Genomic DNA, 15,995 nt, shown 5'->3' on the forward strand with positions numbered 1-15,995 from the left:
ATGACCAGACGAGGGACTGCTGAATGCATGTGACGGCCGAGATCTGGTTGATCACGATCGGGGTCCTCGTCGCCGTGCTCGCTGTGGACCTGCTCGTGATCGGTCGCCGGCCCCACGAGCCGAGCATGCGCGAGGCGGGGATCGCGATCGGCGTCTTCTCCGGTCTGGCGGTGCTGTTCGGGCTCGGGATCTGGTGGTTGGCGGGCCCCCGGTACGCCGCGGAGTTCTTCGCCGGCTGGCTCACCGAGTACAGCCTGAGCGTCGACAACCTGTTCATCTTCGTGCTGATCATGGCGAACCTTCGGGTGCCGCGGCACCTCCAGCAGTTCGCGCTGATGGTCGGCATCGTCCTCGCCCTGATCTTCCGGGGCATCTTCATCGCGCTCGGCGCCGCGGCCATCGAGCGGTTCAGCTGGGTGTTCTTCGTCTTCGGCGCGTTCCTGATCTACACCGCGGTGAAGCTCTACCTCGACTACCGCTCCGACGAGTCGGACGACGACAGCGAGAACGCCGTCATGCGCTGGGTGCGCCGCCGCTTCCCGTCCACCGACGACTTCCGCGGCACGAAGCTCGTGGTGACCGAGGGCGGCCGGCGGCTGGTGACGCCGATGCTCCTGGTGGTGGTCGCCCTCGGCACGACCGACCTCCTCTTCGCGCTCGACTCGATCCCGGCGATCTACGGCCTCACCCAGGAGCCGTACCTGGTGTTCACCGCGAACGTGTTCGCCCTGATGGGCCTGCGCCAGCTCTACTTCCTCATCGGCGGGCTGCTGCAGCGCCTGGTCTACCTGTCGGTGGGCCTGTCGGTGATCCTGGCGTTCATCGGCGTGAAGCTGGTGCTGCACGCCGCGCACGAGTACGGGTGGGACGCCGGGCTCGGGCTGGACGCGGAGGTGCCGATCTGGGTCTCCCTCGCGGTCATCATCGGCACGCTGGCGGTGACGACCATCGCCAGCCTGGTGAAGTCGCGCCGCGACGAGCGGTCAGCCTAGGAACGCCGGCCGCAGTCCGTCCGCACCCGACACGCCGGACGCGGACAGGCGCCCGGCGAGCCACGCCCACAGGCGCGCGTCGCTGCCGCTCACGCTCCGCCGCTCGGCGCCATCCCCGATGTCGGCCACGACGGAGTCGCCCTCCAGGTGGAGGGCGGGCAGGCCGGCGTCGGCGAGCAGGTCGAGCACCCAGCGCAGCAGCCACGCCGCGGCCGCCGGGTCGATCGCGTCGGCGGCCCAGCCGCAGTCGAGGTCGAGGTGGTGCACGCACACCTCGTGGAGCCGGGCGAGCGGCACGGCGGCGAGGGTCAGGTCGAGCCGGTGGAGCTCCACCGGGGCGGACCAGTCGGTCACCTTCTCGATCGCCGCCTGGAGGGCGCCGGCGCTGGTGTCCAGGTCGATCTGGAGCGCGAGCCCGTCGCGGTCGGCGCCGGCCTCGAGATCGGCGAACCGGCGGGACGCGGGCAGCGGCCCGGGTTGGGGGAGGCCGGCCCCGACCGCCTCGGTGATGCCCCGCAGGTGGTCCGCGCTGCGGCTCAGGTGGGTGGCCACATGGGCCCGGGACCACCCGGGCAGCGGCGTCGGCCGGTGCCACTCGTCCTCGCCGATGCCGATGGTGTAGCCGAGCAGGCGCTGGGTGGCGTCGGCGTTCCATCGGACCACGTCTTCCACCGGAATCGACCCGGTGTACTGGCTCATGGCACCAACCTACGGCCCCGCGGCGGCCCCGGGCCAGCCCCGTCCGGATCGGCGGGACGGGCTGTCGGAGGCAGCATCTACCATGATCGGGTGACTGACCGGCTGATCGTTCGAGGGGCGCGCGAGCACAACCTGCGCAACATCAATCTCGACCTCCCTCGCGACGCCCTGATCGTGTTCACGGGCCTGTCCGGGTCGGGCAAGTCGAGCCTCGCGTTCGACACGATCTTCGCCGAAGGCCAGCGCCGCTACGTCGAGAGCCTGTCGGCCTACGCCCGCCAGTTCCTCGGCCAGATGGACAAGCCGGACGTCGACTTCATCGAGGGCCTGTCGCCTGCGGTGTCGATCGACCAGAAGTCGACCAGCCGCAACCCGCGCTCCACCGTCGGCACCATCACCGAGATCTACGACTACCTGCGCCTGTTGTACGCGCGGGCCGGGCGTCCGCACTGCCCGGAGTGCGGGGAGCCGATCAGCAGGCAGTCCCCCCAGCAGATCGTCGACCGGCTGCTCGCGCTGCCCGAGGGCACCCGGTTCCAGGTGCTGGCCCCGGTCGTCCGGGGTCGCAAGGGCGAGTACGTCGACCTGTTCCGCCAGCTGGCGGGTCAGGGGCTGTCCCGCGTCCGGGTGGACGGCGAGGTGCACCAGTTGCTCTCCCCGCCCACGCTGGAGAAGCAGAAGAAGCACTCGATCGACGTGATCGTCGACCGGCTGGCCGCCAAGCCCAGCATGAAGCAGCGGCTCACCGACTCGGTCGAGACCGCCCTGGGACTGGCCGGCGGCGTGGTCTCTGTGGACTTCGTCGACCTGCCGGAGGACGACCCCCGCAGGGAGCGCCGGTACTCGGAGAAGCTGGCCTGCCCGAACGAGCACGACATCTCCGTCGAGGAGCTCGAGCCGCGGCAGTTCTCGTTCAACGGCCCGTGGGGCGCCTGTCCCGCCTGCTCGGGGCTCGGCACCCGGATGGAGGTGGACGTCGACCTCGTCGTCCCCGACACCGGCCGCAGCCTGGCCGACGGTGCGATCGCGATGTGGCAGACGCCGTACCTGGCGGGCTACTTCCAGAACCTCTTCGCCGCGCTGGCCGAGCAGGAGGGGTTCTCGGTGGAGACACCGTGGGAGAACCTGCCGTCCCGCATCCAGAGCATGCTGCTGATGGGCGTCCCGCACGCGCTCACCGTCCACAGTCGCACCCGGCACGGACGGGAGCACACCTACCGCGCGAAGTACGAGGGCGCCGTCCCCTACGTCCGGCGCAGGCACGCCGAGGCCGAGTCGGACAACGCGCGCGAGCGGTACGCCGGCTACATGCGCGAGGTGCCGTGCCTGACGTGCAAGGGCGCCCGGCTCAAGCCCAGCTCGCTCGCCGTCACCATCGGAGGACGCAACATCGCCGAGGTCTCGGCGATGTCGATCGACGAGGTCGCCGCGTTCATGCGCAACCTCACCCTCACCGAGCGCGAGGCGCAGATCGCCGAGCGTGTGGTGAAGGAGATCAACGAGCGGTTGCGGTTCCTCCTCGATGTGGGCCTGGACTACCTGACGCTCTCCCGCCCCGCCGGGAGCCTGTCCGGCGGCGAGGCACAGCGCATCCGGCTCGCCACCCAGATCGGGTCGGGCCTGGTCGGCGTGCTCTACGTGCTCGACGAGCCGTCGATCGGCCTGCACCAGCGCGACAACCGGCGGCTGATCGACACGCTCGTCCGGCTTCGCGAGCTCGGCAACACCCTGATCGTGGTCGAGCACGACGAGGACACCATCCGTACGTCCGACTGGGTGGTCGACATCGGGCCGGGTGCGGGCGAGCACGGCGGAGAGGTCATCGTCTCCGGAACGGTGGGCGACCTGCTCGCCCACCCCACCTCGCTCACCGGCGCCTACCTGTCCGGGCGGCGGTCCATCCCGATGCCCGAGCGGCGGCGTCCGGCCACCGGCCGGGCGATCACCGTCCATGGGGCGTCGGAGCACAACCTGCGCGACGTCACGGTGTCGTTCCCCCTGGGGCAGTTCATCGCGGTCACCGGCGTGTCCGGTTCGGGCAAGTCGTCGCTGGTGAACAGCATCCTGTACACCGCGCTGGCGAAGAAGCTGTACAACGCGCACGCCGTGCCGGGGCGGCACCGATCGCTCACCGGCGTCGAGCACGTCGACAAGAGCATCCACGTCGACCAGTCGCCGATCGGCCGCACGCCGCGCTCGAACCCGGCCACCTACACCGGCGTGTTCGACCACATCCGCCGACTGTTCGCCGACACGCCCGAGGCGAAGGTGCGCGGCTACCAACCGGGCCGGTTCTCCTTCAACGTCAAGGGCGGACGCTGTGAGAACTGTGCCGGGGACGGCACGATCAAGATCGAGATGAACTTCCTGCCGGACGTCTACGTGCCCTGCGAGGTGTGCCACGGCGCGCGGTACAACCGCGAGACGCTCGAGGTGCACTACAAGGGACGCACGATCGCCCAGGTGCTGGACATGCCGATCGAGGAGGCTGTGGAGTTCTTCGCGGCCATCCCGTCGATCGCCCGCCACCTGCGCACCCTGGTCGACGTCGGGCTCGGCTACGTCCGGCTGGGTCAGCCGGCGACGACGCTGTCCGGCGGAGAGGCGCAGCGGGTGAAGCTCGCCTCCGAGCTGCAGAAGCGCTCCACCGGACGGACGATCTACGTGCTCGACGAGCCGACCACCGGCCTGCACTTCGAGGACATCCGCAAGCTGTTGTCGGTCCTGCAGTCCCTGGTGGACAAGGGCAACACGGTGGTGGTGATCGAGCACAACCTCGACGTGATCAAGGCCGCCGACTGGGTGATCGACCTCGGGCCGGAGGGGGGCTCGCGGGGCGGTCAGGTCGTGGCGGAGGGCACCCCCGAGGACGTGGCCGGAAACCCGGCCTCGTTCACCGGCGCGTTCCTGAAGCCGGTGCTCGCCGGGCACCGCGTGCCGGTGGCGGTCGAGGAACCCGATCTCCTGGCGCCCGCGGGGTAGCGCCTCAGCTGATCGTGAGCGCGTCGCCGTTCACGGTGACGGTGGCCCTGGACAGCGCCTTCGTCGCGGGCCCGGTGAGCACCGAACCGTCGGCGAGGGAGAAGCTGCTGCCGTGGCGCCCGCAGACGATCGCCGCGTCGGTCACCTGCTGCACCGGGAGGTTCTGGTGCGTGCACAGGTATCCGAAGGCCTCGAACGTCCCCGAGGTGGGCTGGGTGACCACGAACGAGCCCACGATCTTCCCCCCGCCGACGGGGATCTCGGAGGCCGGCACCGTCGTGGGGCCGGTGGCCGTCGCCGCGGACGGGCCTGAGGCCGCCGCGCACCCGGCGAGGCAGAACGTGACGGCGGCCGCCCCGGCCGTGCTGAGCACGACCCGGCGGCTGGGGAGTGACGGACTGGTCAATGGGTCCTCCTGACTCGGATGCTGGAATGGTAGAAGGTTCAACCACCCCCTGCCTGTGACGCGCCTGTGAATCCGGCGCCAGATTGCGTCCTGCCGCCCGGAACGGCGCTCCTGGGCTGAGGGCGGGCCTGCGGCGGTCCGCGTCCGGATCGTCAGTGGCGGTGCCTATGCTGGCTCGGGTGAGGACGACCCGGTTGCGTGAGGACGGACGGCATGGCTGATCCGGCCTCCTACCGTCCGGCGCCCGGCACCATCCCGACCGGGCCGGGGGTGTACCGGTTCAGCGACGCGGAGGGACGGGTCGTCTACGTCGGCAAGGCGGTCAACCTCCGCCAGCGGCTCAGCTCCTACTTCGCCGATCCCGCAGCGCTGCACTTCCGCACGCAGACGATGGTCCGCACGGCGGCGAAGGTCGAGTGGACGCTGGTGCGCAACGAACTCGAGGCGCTCCAGCTGGAGTACACCTGGATCAAGCAGTTCGAACCGCGCTTCAACATCAAGTACCGCGACGACAAGTCCTACCCCTGGGTGGCCGTGACGTGGTCGGAGGAGTTCCCGAGGGTCTTCGTCGGCCGGGGCAGCAAGCGCAAGGGCACGCGCTACTTCGGCCCGTACGCCCAGGCGTGGGCGATCCGCGACACCATCGACTCGCTGCTGCGCGTGTTCCCGATGCGCTCCTGCACCAAGGGGGTGTTCCACAGCGCGCACGTGTCCGGGCGTCCCTGCCTGATGGGCTACATCGGCAAGTGCTCAGCCCCCTGCGTCGGACGGATCGACGCCGACGCCCACCGCGCCCTCGTCCAGGACGTGTGCGACTTCCTCGCCGGGCGCACCTCGACCCTCATCCGGCGCCTCGAGACCGACATGTTCATCGCCTCCACGAACCTGGAGTTCGAGCGAGCCGCGGTCCTGCGTGACCAGCTCTCCGCGCTCAGGCAGGCCACCGAGCGGAACGCCATCGTTCTGGGCGACGGGACGGACGCCGACCTCGTCGCCCTGGCCGAGGACCCGCTGGAGGTCGCCGTCCAGGTGTTCCACATCCGCGACGGGCGGGTGCGCGGGGAGCGGGGCTGGGTGGCCGAGCGCAGCGACGACGCGGACACCGGCGAGCTCCTCGAGCAGTTCCTGCTCCAGCTCTACGCCGACGCGGACGCGGACGCGATCCCCCCGCAGGTGCTCCTCCCCGCCCTGCCGGCCTCGGCGGAGGTGCTCGGCCAGCTGCTGGGGGAGCAGCGCGAGGGCCGGGTGCGACTGAAGGTGCCCCGGCGCGGCGACAAGGCGGCCCTGCTGCAGACCGCCGCCCGCAACGCCGCCGACTCCCTCGCCCTCCACAAGGTGCGCCGGGCCAGCGACCTGTCCACCCGGAACCGGGCGCTGGAGGAGCTCCAGGAGGCGCTCGACCTCCCGCAGGTGCCGCTGCGCATCGAGTGCTACGACATCTCCCACACCCAGGGCACGGAGGTCGTCGCGTCGATGGTGGTGTTCGAGGACGGCCTGCCCCGCAAGGGGGAGTACCGCCGGTTCATCATCCGGACCGTGGAGGGATCGAACGACGTCGGCGCGATGCACGAGGTGCTCACGCGGAGGTTCACCAGGCTGATCGAGGAGCGGCGGCAGGCCGGGCGCGAGGACGAGTCCGGGCCACTCCTCGTCGACCCCACGACCGGAGCCCCGCGCAAGTTCGCCTACGCCCCCTCGCTGGTGGTCGTGGACGGCGGCGCGCCCCAGGTCGCGGCCGCGGAGCGGGCGCTCGCCGACCTCGGTGTGGTCGACGTCGCGCTGTGCGGGCTGGCCAAGCGCCTGGAGGAGGTGTGGCTCCCGGGGGAGGAGTACCCGCTCATCCTGCCGCGCGCCAGCGAGGGGCTGTACCTGCTCCAGCGGGTGCGGGACGAGGCCCACCGCTTCGCCATCACCCACCACCGGGGCCGGCGCAGCGCCAGCATGGTGGAGTCGCTGCTCGACGACGTCCCCGGGCTCGGGGAGATCCGTCGCAAGGCGCTGATCACCTACTTCGGGTCGCTGCGGAAGCTGCGGGCGGCCACCGTGGAGCAGATCGCCCAGGTGCCGGGCATCGGGCCGCGCACCGCCGCGTCCATCAAGGAGGCGCTCGCCGGACAGGAACCGCCGGTCGCGATCAACGTGACCACCGGCGAGGTCATCGAGCAGTGAGCCCCGCGGCGGGATAATGAGCCCATGAACGACTCCGCCCCGCCCGTAGAACTGCTGGTGATCACCGGTATGTCCGGTGCGGGACGCCGGACGGCCGGCCACGCCCTGGAGGACCTCGGCTGGTTCGTCGTCGACAACCTCCCCCCGAGCATGCTTCCCGAGCTCCTCCAGATCAGCCGGCGCCGCCAGTTCACCCGGGTCGCCGTCCTGCTGGACGTGCGCAGCCGCTCGGACTTCCAGCAGATCCCGGCCGCGTTCTCCGCCCTGGGGGACGTCGGGGTGGTGCCGCAGATCCTTTTCCTCGACGCCAGCGACGAGGCGATCGTCCGCCGGCAGGAATCCGTGCGGCGGCCGCTCCCGCTGCAGGGTTCCGGGCGCCTGCTCGACGGCATCCGCAAGGAGCGCAAGATGCTGGCCGGGCTGCGCGCCAGCGCCGACCTCGTGATCGACACCTCCTCGATCAACGTGCACGAGCTGGCCGCGCGCGTCGCCAAGGCCTACGCGAGTGCGTCCGAGACCGACCTCCAGGTCACCCTGATGTCGTTCGGGTTCAAGAACGGGATCCCGATCGACGCCGACCTCGTGTTCGACGCACGATTCCTGCCGAACCCGCACTGGGTGCCGGCGCTTCGGCCGCAGACCGGGCTGGCGCAGCCGGTGTCCGCCTACGTGCTCGGGCAGCCGGACGCGGAGCCGTTCCTCCAGCACGCCCTCGGGCTGATCGACCTGATGCGCCCCGGGTACGTCCGCGAGGGCAAGCGCCACGCCACCGTCGCGATCGGCTGCACCGGCGGCAAGCACCGCTCGACCGCGCTCGTCGAGGAGCTGTCCCGCCGCCTCGCGGCGGAAGGCGTGCACACCGAGGTCGTGCACCGGGACCTGGGAATGGAGTGAACGGGTTCGCCCCGCCGCCGTCCGTGGTGGCCTTCGGCGGCGGCCACGGCCTCGCCGCCAGCTTGACCGCCCTGCGCCAGCTCACCCACCGGCTGACGGCCGTGGTGACCGTCGCCGACGACGGCGGCTCGTCCGGCCGGTTGCGCGAGGAGTTCCCGATCCTGCCCCCCGGCGACCTGCGGATGGCCCTGGCGGCGCTGTGCGGCGACGACGAGGTGGGGCGCGCGTGGGCAGAGGTACTGCAGTCGCGCTTCCCCGGGGACGGCCCGCTCGGCGGACACAGCATCGGCAACCTGCTGATCGCCGGGCTGTGGCAGCAGCTGTCCGACCCGGTGGCCGGCCTCGACATGGTGGCCGCCATGCTCCACGTCGAGGGACGGGTGCTGCCGATGGCGGCCGTCCCCCTGGTGATCGAGGCGGACGTGATCGGCGCCGACCCGTCCTCGCCCGACGAGGTGACGCTCGTCGTCGGCCAGGAGGCCGTGGCCCTGGCGACCGGGGAGATCGCCGACGTCCGGTTGGTGCCGGCGGACCCGCCGGCCGTACCGGAGGCGCTGCGCGCCGTCCACGCCGCCGACTACCTCGTGTTCGGGCCGGGGTCCTGGTACTCCTCGGTGATCCCGCACGTGCTCGTACCCGAACTCCTGGACGCGATCCAGGCGTCGCGCGCCCGCCGGATCCTCACCCTCAACCTGGTGCCGACCGAGGACGAGACGCCCGCGTACACTGCGTCCCGCCACGTGGAGGTGCTCGCCGAGCACGCGCCCGGACTGCGCCTCGACGCGGTCGTCGCCGATCCGTCCTTCGCCGCCGGCGACCCGCACCTGGCGACCTACGTGCAGTCGCTGGGTGCCCGCCTGGTCGTCGCGCCCGTCCGGATGAGGGACGGGTCGCCCCGCCACGATCCCCACCTCCTGGCCGCGGTTTATGCGGGGATCATGGGTCTGTAGGCTAAGCGCCCATCGACGCTCTCGGCGAAAGGCAGTTTCCGGCAACATGGCGATGACGCAGCAGGTGAAGTCCGAGCTGGCGACCCTGGAGGTGACCAAGCCGGAGCTTCGCAAGGCCGAGGTGGCCGCATTGCTGCGGTTCGCCAACGGCCTGCACATCGCCGGCGGGCGGATCGTTGTCGAGGCGGAGCTCGACACCGGCGTCGCCGCACGCCGCCTGCGCACCGCGATCGCCGAGCTGTTCGGCTTCACCTGCGAGTTCGTCGTGATCACCGGCAGCGGCCTGCGCCGCGGCACCCGGTACGTCGTGCGGCTGATCCGCGACGGCGAGTCCCTCGCCCGGCAGACCGGCCTCATCGATCCGCGCGGGCGTCCCGTCCGCGGGCTGCCCGTCCAGGTGGTCAACGGAGGCATCGAGGTGTCGGTCGCCGCGTGGCGCGGCGCGTTCCTCGCGCACGGCTCGCTCACCGAGCCGGGACGCTCGATGGCGCTCGAGGTCACCTGCCCCGGCTCGGAGGCCGCGCTGGCCCTGGTCGGCGCCGCCCGGCGGCTCGGCATCAGTGCGAAGGCACGGGAGGTGCGCGGAATCGACCGCGTGGTCATCCGGGACGGCGACGCGATCTCGGCGATGCTCACCCGGCTCGGTGCGCACGAGTCGGTGCTCGCCTGGGAGGACCGCCGGATGCGCCGCGAGGTCCGCGCCTCCGCCAACCGCTTGGCGAACTTCGACGACGCCAACCTCCGCCGCTCCGCGCGGGCCGCGGTGGCCGCCGGGGCCCGCGTCCGCCGTGCCCTGGAGATCCTGGGCGAGGACATCCCCGAGCACCTGCTGGTGGCTGGCCAGCTGCGGCTCGAGCACAAGCAGGCCAGCCTGGAGGAGCTGGGGCAGTTGCACGTCCCGCCACTCACCAAGGATGCCGTCGCCGGTCGCATCCGTCGGCTGCTCGCGACCGCGGACAAGCGGGCCGGCGAGCTGGGCGTCCCGAACACCGAGGCCGTCCTGAGCCCCGAGATGCTGGACGAGGACGCCTGAGGCGCACCGCACCGCCGGTGTCCGGAACGGGGGCTCTGCGGGCTCCCGGGTGCACGGTCCGGATTTCCGCCCCTGCATCCGGCGGCACCGTGAACCGATAGGGTGGAACCCGAACAGGGCTGGGCTCAAGCCCGCCACTGGACCCGTTCGTAAAGGAGACCCTCACTTATGACCGTCAAGGTTGGCATCAACGGCTTCGGCCGGATCGGCCGCAACTACTTCCGCGCCCTCGTGGCTTCGGGCGCCGATCTCGACGTCGTGGCCGTGAATGACCTCACTGACAACAAGACGCTCGCCCAGCTGCTGAAGTACGACTCGATCCTGGGTCGCTTCCCCGGCGAGGTCACCGCGGACGAGACCGCGCTGTACGTCGACGGCAAGGAGATCAAGGCGTTCGCCGAGCGCGACCCCGCCAACCTCCCGTGGGGTGAGCTGGGTGTGGACATCGTGATCGAGTCCACCGGCTTCTTCACCGACGCCGAGAAGGCCAAGGCCCACATCGCCGCCGGCGCCAAGAAGGTCCTCATCTCCGCCCCGGCGAAGAACGAGGACATCACCATCGTCATGGGCGTCAACGACAACCTGTACGACCCGGCCGCGCACAACATCATCTCCAACGCGTCCTGCACCACCAACTGCCTGGCCCCCCTGGCCAAGGCGCTGAACGACGGCATCGGCATCGTCAAGGGCCTGATGACCACGATCCACGCCTACACCCAGGACCAGAACCTGCAGGACGCCCCGCACAAGGACCTGCGTCGCGCCCGCGCCGCCGCCCTGAACATCGTCCCGACCACCACCGGTGCCGCCAAGGCCGTCGCCCTGGTCCTGCCGGAGCTGAAGGGCAAGCTGGACGGCTACGCGCTGCGCGTGCCGACGCCGACCGGCTCGGTCACCGACCTCACCTTCGAGGCCGCGCGCGAGACCACCGTCGAGGAGATCAACGCGATCGTCAAGGCTGCTGCCGAGGGCCCGCTGAAGGGGATCCTGGAGTACAGCGAGGACCCGATCGTCAGCAAGGACATCGAGACCTACCCGCTGTCCAGCATCTTCGACGCTCCGCTGACCAAGGTCATCGGCAACCAGGTGAAGGTCGTCTCCTGGTACGACAACGAGTGGGGCTACTCCAACCGCCTGGTCGACCTGACCGTGCTGGTGGGCTCCAAGCTCTGATGATCGATGACGGGTCGGTCCGCGTTGGCGGGCCGGCCCGTCTCTTCATGAACGGAAGAGAGAGGTAAGAGGTGAAATCAGTCAAGGACCTCGGTGAGCTGAGGGGCAAGCGCGTCCTGATCCGGTGCGACTTCAACGTGCCGCTGGATGGGGACACCATCACCGACGATGGCCGGATCCGCGCGGCGCTGCCGACCCTGACCCTGCTCAAGGACGCCGGCGCGAAGGTCGTCATCATGGCGCACCTGGGCCGGCCCAAGGGCCAGGTCAACCCGAAGTACTCGCTGGCCCCGGCCGCCCGGCGGCTCGGTGAGCTGATCGGCGCCGACGTGAAGCTGGCCACCGACGTGGTCGGCGAGAGCGCCACCGCCACCGTCGCCGCACTCGCCGACGGCGAGATCGCGATGCTCGAGAACGTCCGCTACGAGCCGGCCGAGGAGTCCAAGGTGGACGCCGAGCGCGAGGAGCTCGCCGCGAAGTACGCCGCCCTCGGTGACGTGTTCGTGTCCGATGGCTTCGGCGTCGTGCACCGCAAGCAGGCGTCCGTGTACGACGTCGCCAAGCTCCTGCCGAACGCCGCCGGGTTCCTGGTGGCCAAGGAGGTCGAGGTGCTCAAGAAGCTCACCGAGAGCCCCGCGAGCCCCTACGTCGTCGTCCTCGGCGGCGCGAAGGTCGCCGACAAGCTGGCGGTCATCGACAACCTGCTGAAGGTCGCGGACACCCTCATCATCGGTGGCGGCATGGCCTACACCTTCCTCAAGGCCAAGGGCTACGAGGTCGGCACGTCCCTGCTCGACAGCGAGAAGATCGAGACCTGCGCCGGCTACCTCGAGCAGGCCACCGCTGCCGGCAAGCAGATCCTGCTGCCCGTCGACGTGCGCGTGGTGTCCGAGCTGGACATCCCGGCGCGCCACGCCAGCGAGGTGACCATCGTCGACGCCGACGGCATCCCGGCCGACCAGGAGGGCGCCGACATCGGCCCGAAGTCCGAGGCGCTGTTCGCGGACGCGATCGCCGGTGCGGCGACGATCTTCTGGAACGGCCCGATGGGCGTCGCGGAGATCCCGTCCCTTGCGCTGGGCACCGACGCGGTCGCGAAGGCGCTTGCCGCCTCCAGCGGCTTCTCGGTGGTGGGTGGTGGCGACTCCGCCGCCGCCGTGCGCAACCTCGGGTTCGCAGACGAGGCCTTCGGCCACATCTCCACCGGTGGCGGTGCGTCACTGGAGTACCTCGAGGGCAAGGTGCTCCCGGGTCTTGCTGTCCTGGAAGGGGAGAACTGACATGGCACGCACGTCGCTCATGGCGGGCAACTGGAAGATGAACCTCAACCACGTCGAGGCCACCGGGCTGGTGCAGAAGCTGGCCTGGACGCTGGCCGACGCCAAGTACGACCCGGCATTGTCCGAGGCGGCCGTGATCGTCCCGTTCACCGACATCCGGACCGTGCAGACCCTGGTCGAGGGGGACAAGCTGCCGCTGAAGTTCGGCGCGCAGGACGTCTCCGTCCACGCGTCCGGCGCCTACACCGGCGAGGTCTCGGCCGACATGCTGGCCAAGCTGAACTGCAGCTACGTCGTGGTCGGGCACTCCGAGCGCCGCGAGTACCACGGCGAGACCGACGAGCTGATCGGCGCCAAGGCGAAGGTGGTGTTCGAGGCCGGCATGACCCCGATCATCTGCTGCGGCGAGGTGCTCGAGATCCGCAAGCAGGGCACGCACGTCGAGCACGTCCTCGGCCAGGTCGAGGACTGCCTCGCCCCGCTGACCGCGGAGCAGGTCGCCGCGTCCGTCATCGCCTACGAGCCGGTCTGGGCGATCGGCACCGGCGAGGTGGCCACCCCCGAGGACGCCCAGGAGGTCTGCGGTGCGATCCGTGGCTACGTCACCGACACCTTCGGTGCGGCCGCCGGTGAGGCCGTGCGCATCCAGTACGGCGGCTCGGTGAAGGCCAGCAACGTGGTCGAGATCATGGCGCAGCCCGACGTCGACGGCGCCCTCGTCGGAGGCGCGAGCCTCAATGCGGACGAGTTCGCCAAGATCGTCATGTACTACGCGGCCGGCTGACCCCAGCCCGCGTCCGACCCCGCCCCCTCCCTCCGGCCCACGCCGGAGTGAGGGGGCTTCGTCGTCCCCCGTCCCTGCGTCGAGGGCCAGCGTTGTGGCCGAGGGCCCGTCCACCGGTGCCGGCCCTCGGCGAGAAGGCTGGCCCTCGGACGGGAAGGCTGGCCCTCGCAGGGGACGGGGTGGACGCCGGCCGCGACCAGCCCCTACCCGCGTTTCGTTGGTCCGGGCAGGCGTGGGTTAGGATTCTCCGCGTGACTGCGCTCCCTCTGGTGACGACCTGGCCGATCGTGACACTTCAGATCGTCCTGATCCTGACCAGCATCGTCCTGGCACTGTTCATCCTGCTGCACAAGAGCCGGGGCGGCGGCATGTCCGACCTGTTCGGCGGCGGCATGAGCACGGGGATGGGGGGCACCTCGGTCGCCGAGCGGAACCTCGACCGCCTGACCATCATGGTCGGCCTGGTGTGGCTCGCCAGCATCATCGGCCTGTTGGTGCTGTACCGGTATTTCCCCGAAGTCGGGGCCCTGGGCTGAGTCCGGCCCGCTCGCAGCAAGGAGTCAAAGCACGTGGTTGGTGGTAGCGCAATTCGCGGTAGCCGGGTCGGCGCCGGCCCGATGGGGGAGGCCGAGCGCGGAGACGCGGCCCCCCGCCTCTACGTCTCCTACTTCTGCGCCCACGGTCACGAGACGCGCCCGGCGTTCGCCGCGGACGCCGTCGTCCCGGACACCTGGGACTGCCCGCGGTGCGGCCTGCCGGCGAACCTCGACAGCGAGAACCCGCCGCCCCCGCCGAAGACCCAGCCGTACAAGACGCACCTGGCCTATGTGAAGGAGCGTCGCAGCGACGCAGAGGCCGTGGCCATCCTCGCCGAGGCGCTGGACGCCCTGCGCGCCCGTCGGGCGGCCGGCGAGGTCATCTACTGAGCCGGATGCCCCCGTCCGGCCGCAGGCCCACGCCTTACAGCGAGCAGTCGAAGTAGGGCAGCTCCGCCGAGGCGTCCTCGTCCACGAGCCACAGCGTGCGCTCCCGTCCGGCCACTCGGGCCGCCGGCAGCGCCGTGTCGCCGGCCAGTGAGCGGCACAGCGCGTTCGACTTCTCCGACCCGCTCACCAGGAACCAGACCTCGCGGGAGTCGTTGAGCGTCGGGATGGTCAGGCTGATCCGCTCCGGCGGTGGCTTCGGCGCCTCGCTGACGCCGATCACCGCCTGCGTGGTGGGCTCGCTGGACGGGTGGTTGGGGAAGATCGAGGCCACGTGGCCGTCCGGCCCCATGCCGAGCAGGCACAGGTCGAAGCGGGTGTCCCCAAGTTCCTTGGCGTAGGTGGCCGCGGACGCGGCGGCGTCGATCACGCCGTCCGCGCTCGGCATCGGGTGCGTACGGGCCGGATCCACCGGGAAGTGGCTGGCCAGCAGCGCCAGGGTCGGCCCGGCGTTCCGCTCCGGGTCGCCGGTCGGGACGAAACGCTCGTCGCCCCACCAGAGCTCGAGGCGGGACGGGTCGAGCGCCGAGCCCTCCACCAGCTCGCCGAGGCGGGCGTAGACGGCCATGGCGATCCGTCCGCCGGTGAGGCACACCTGCGCGACCCTGCCGTCGGCCTGGAGCCCGATGAGCACCGAGAGGAGCCGGGCGGCACCGCGCGCGGCGAGGTCGTCCGCGTCGTGGTGACGGATCACCTGGGGCTGCGCGCTCACTCCGCCCTCACCTGGCCGCGTGCCACGGCACGATCGATTCTCCTCACCACGGACGCCATGGCCTCAGCGTAGATGGGATCGTCCTCGAGGCGCCGCAGCTCCTCGGCCAGCAGCGTGTTCACGTCGCGGCGCGGGAGAGCGACCAGCCTGCTCGACAGCCCCGGGGCGGAGAAGCTGGCGAGGTTGCCGTCGGTGCGCGTGATCCGGATCTCGTCCTCGCCCGAGCCGAGCACGACCCCGGTGATGCCCACGGCCGGGCCGGTGCGCTCGAGGGTCACCGGGACGTCCAGGCGCTGCGACAGCCAGGCGGCGAGCAGCGTGCCGGCGGCGTTCGCCGGGGCGGCGCTGACGGTGGCCCGGGTGACGTCCATCGGGTAGGCGTCGAGGGCGGCCGCCATCAGCCCGCGCCAGCGGGTGAGGCGCGTCCAGGTGAGGTCGGTGTCGCCGGGGCAGTAGTTCCGGGCGCGCACCTCCAGCGCTGCCAACGGGTCGGGGTCGCCCATCGCGTCGGTGATGCGTCGGGTGGCGAGCCGGCCGATCGGGTCCAGGCCCGGCGTCCTCGGCGAGCGTCCCGGCCACCACACGATCACCGGAAGGTCGGGCAGCAGCAGCGGCAGCACCACGGACTCGCGGTGCTTCTGGAGCACGCCGTGGAACTTCAGTGCGATGATCTCGCCGGGCGAACCCTCGCCGGCCTGCACCTCCGCGTCCAGCCGGTCGGCCCGGGCGCGTCCGTTGGTGAGGAGCAGGATGCGGGACGGGTGCTCGCGCCCGGCCTCGGCGCACGCCTCCTTCGCCCGCTCGTAGTCGGAGAGCTCGGCGACGACGACGAGGGTGAAGACCAGCCCGGAGGCGGCCCCCACGTGGTGCCTGGCCTTCGCGATGGCCTGCTGCACCTCTGCGGCGTTGGTGCCGGTGAGTGTGACGATCACGATCGC

General features: G+C 71.1%; 15 protein-coding genes. 11 read left to right on the forward strand and 4 right to left on the reverse strand.

Annotated features, from left to right (window positions below):
• Window positions 1-23 precede the first annotated feature (23 nt).
• The gene (locus ACFQQJ_RS05770; RefSeq protein ID WP_377105013.1) at window positions 24-992 is read left to right on the forward strand and encodes a TerC family protein; all 969 of its coding nucleotides are present in this window, start codon (window positions 24-26) and stop codon (window positions 990-992) included.
• Here the strand turns inward: ACFQQJ_RS05770 and ACFQQJ_RS05775 are convergent.
• On the reverse strand, window positions 984-1,691 hold the full coding sequence (locus tag ACFQQJ_RS05775) for a maleylpyruvate isomerase family mycothiol-dependent enzyme (protein ID WP_377105015.1): 708 nt from the start codon (window positions 1,689-1,691) through the stop codon (window positions 984-986). The two genes, ACFQQJ_RS05770 and ACFQQJ_RS05775, sit on opposite strands and share 9 nt — an antisense overlap.
• Window positions 1,692-1,781: 90 nt before the next feature.
• Here ACFQQJ_RS05775 and uvrA point away from each other — a divergent pair, with 90 nt between their 5' ends.
• Entirely contained in the window at window positions 1,782-4,673 is a 2,892-nt protein-coding gene (gene uvrA, locus ACFQQJ_RS05780) for an excinuclease ABC subunit UvrA (protein WP_377105017.1), read from the forward strand.
• Between the two features lie 4 nt (window positions 4,674-4,677).
• Here uvrA and ACFQQJ_RS05785 read toward each other — a convergent pair whose 3' ends face one another.
• A complete protein-coding gene (locus tag ACFQQJ_RS05785) occupies window positions 4,678-5,079 on the reverse strand; it encodes a Rieske (2Fe-2S) protein (RefSeq protein WP_377105019.1) in 402 nt (133 codons plus the stop codon).
• Between the two features lie 213 nt (window positions 5,080-5,292).
• Between ACFQQJ_RS05785 and uvrC the strand changes: the two genes are divergently transcribed.
• The 9 genes from uvrC (at window position 5,293) to ACFQQJ_RS05830 (ending at window position 14,288) form a co-directional block, all read left to right on the forward strand.
• Window positions 5,293-7,248, forward strand: coding sequence for an excinuclease ABC subunit UvrC (gene uvrC, locus ACFQQJ_RS05790; protein ID WP_377105021.1), 1,956 nt, complete (start codon window positions 5,293-5,295; stop codon window positions 7,246-7,248).
• A 24-nt stretch (window positions 7,249-7,272) separates the two neighbouring features.
• Complete coding sequence (gene rapZ, locus ACFQQJ_RS05795; RefSeq protein ID WP_377105023.1) at window positions 7,273-8,142, forward strand: RNase adapter RapZ; 870 nt, start codon at window positions 7,273-7,275, stop codon at window positions 8,140-8,142.
• Entirely contained in the window at window positions 8,139-9,092 is a 954-nt protein-coding gene (gene yvcK, locus ACFQQJ_RS05800) for a uridine diphosphate-N-acetylglucosamine-binding protein YvcK (protein ID WP_377105026.1), read from the forward strand. The genes rapZ and yvcK overlap by 4 nt, the downstream gene beginning before the upstream one ends.
• Window positions 9,093-9,138: 46 nt before the next feature.
• Window positions 9,139-10,125, forward strand: coding sequence for a DNA-binding protein WhiA (gene whiA / locus ACFQQJ_RS05805; protein ID WP_377105028.1), 987 nt, complete (start codon window positions 9,139-9,141; stop codon window positions 10,123-10,125).
• Between the two features lie 168 nt (window positions 10,126-10,293).
• Window positions 10,294-11,298: a type I glyceraldehyde-3-phosphate dehydrogenase gene (gap, locus tag ACFQQJ_RS05810; RefSeq protein WP_377105030.1), complete on the forward strand. Its 1,005-nt coding sequence runs from the start codon at window positions 10,294-10,296 to the stop codon at window positions 11,296-11,298.
• A 71-nt stretch (window positions 11,299-11,369) separates the two neighbouring features.
• Window positions 11,370-12,578: a phosphoglycerate kinase gene (locus tag ACFQQJ_RS05815; RefSeq protein ID WP_377105032.1), complete on the forward strand. Its 1,209-nt coding sequence runs from the start codon at window positions 11,370-11,372 to the stop codon at window positions 12,576-12,578.
• Window position 12,579: 1 nt separating this feature from the next.
• Entirely contained in the window at window positions 12,580-13,362 is a 783-nt protein-coding gene (gene tpiA / locus ACFQQJ_RS05820) for a triose-phosphate isomerase (protein WP_377105034.1), read from the forward strand.
• A 242-nt stretch (window positions 13,363-13,604) separates the two neighbouring features.
• Window positions 13,605-13,898 carry a preprotein translocase subunit SecG gene (gene secG / locus ACFQQJ_RS05825; protein ID WP_377105469.1) on the forward strand — a complete coding sequence of 98 codons (294 nt, stop codon included), beginning with the start codon at window positions 13,605-13,607 and terminating at the stop codon, window positions 13,896-13,898.
• 33 nt (window positions 13,899-13,931) lie between these two features.
• Window positions 13,932-14,288, forward strand: coding sequence for an RNA polymerase-binding protein RbpA (locus tag ACFQQJ_RS05830; RefSeq protein WP_377105036.1), 357 nt, complete (start codon window positions 13,932-13,934; stop codon window positions 14,286-14,288).
• Window positions 14,289-14,322: 34 nt separating this feature from the next.
• Here ACFQQJ_RS05830 and pgl read toward each other — a convergent pair whose 3' ends face one another.
• Both pgl and ACFQQJ_RS05840 read right to left on the reverse strand, forming a co-directional pair.
• A complete protein-coding gene (gene pgl, locus ACFQQJ_RS05835; protein WP_377105038.1) occupies window positions 14,323-15,057 on the reverse strand; it encodes a 6-phosphogluconolactonase in 735 nt (244 codons plus the stop codon).
• The gene (locus ACFQQJ_RS05840; protein ID WP_377105040.1) at window positions 15,054-15,989 is read right to left on the reverse strand and encodes a glucose-6-phosphate dehydrogenase assembly protein OpcA; all 936 of its coding nucleotides are present in this window, start codon (window positions 15,987-15,989) and stop codon (window positions 15,054-15,056) included. Before ACFQQJ_RS05840 ends, pgl begins: the two co-directional genes overlap by 4 nt.
• Window positions 15,990-15,995 lie beyond the last annotated feature (6 nt).

The organism is Propionicimonas sp. T2.31MG-18 (genome assembly GCF_964266745.1).
GTDB lineage: Bacteria > Actinomycetota > Actinomycetes > Propionibacteriales > Propionibacteriaceae > Propionicimonas.

Bases quoted from the DNA above. Each gene is read 5' to 3' on its own strand.
- rapZ (WP_377105023.1), top strand. From the start codon at position 7,273: ATGAACGACTCCGCCCCGCCCGTAGAACTGCTGGTGATCACCGGTATG.
- whiA (WP_377105028.1), top strand. From the start codon at position 9,139: ATGGCGATGACGCAGCAGGTGAAGTCCGAGCTGGCGACCCTGGAGGTG.
- tpiA (WP_377105034.1), top strand. From the start codon at position 12,580: ATGGCACGCACGTCGCTCATGGCGGGCAACTGGAAGATGAACCTCAAC.
- gap (WP_377105030.1), top strand. From the start codon at position 10,294: ATGACCGTCAAGGTTGGCATCAACGGCTTCGGCCGGATCGGCCGCAAC.
- ACFQQJ_RS05775 (WP_377105015.1), bottom strand. From the start codon at position 1,691: ATGAGCCAGTACACCGGGTCGATTCCGGTGGAAGACGTGGTCCGATGG.
- ACFQQJ_RS05770 (WP_377105013.1), top strand. From the start codon at position 24: ATGCATGTGACGGCCGAGATCTGGTTGATCACGATCGGGGTCCTCGTC.
- uvrC (WP_377105021.1), top strand. From the start codon at position 5,293: ATGGCTGATCCGGCCTCCTACCGTCCGGCGCCCGGCACCATCCCGACC.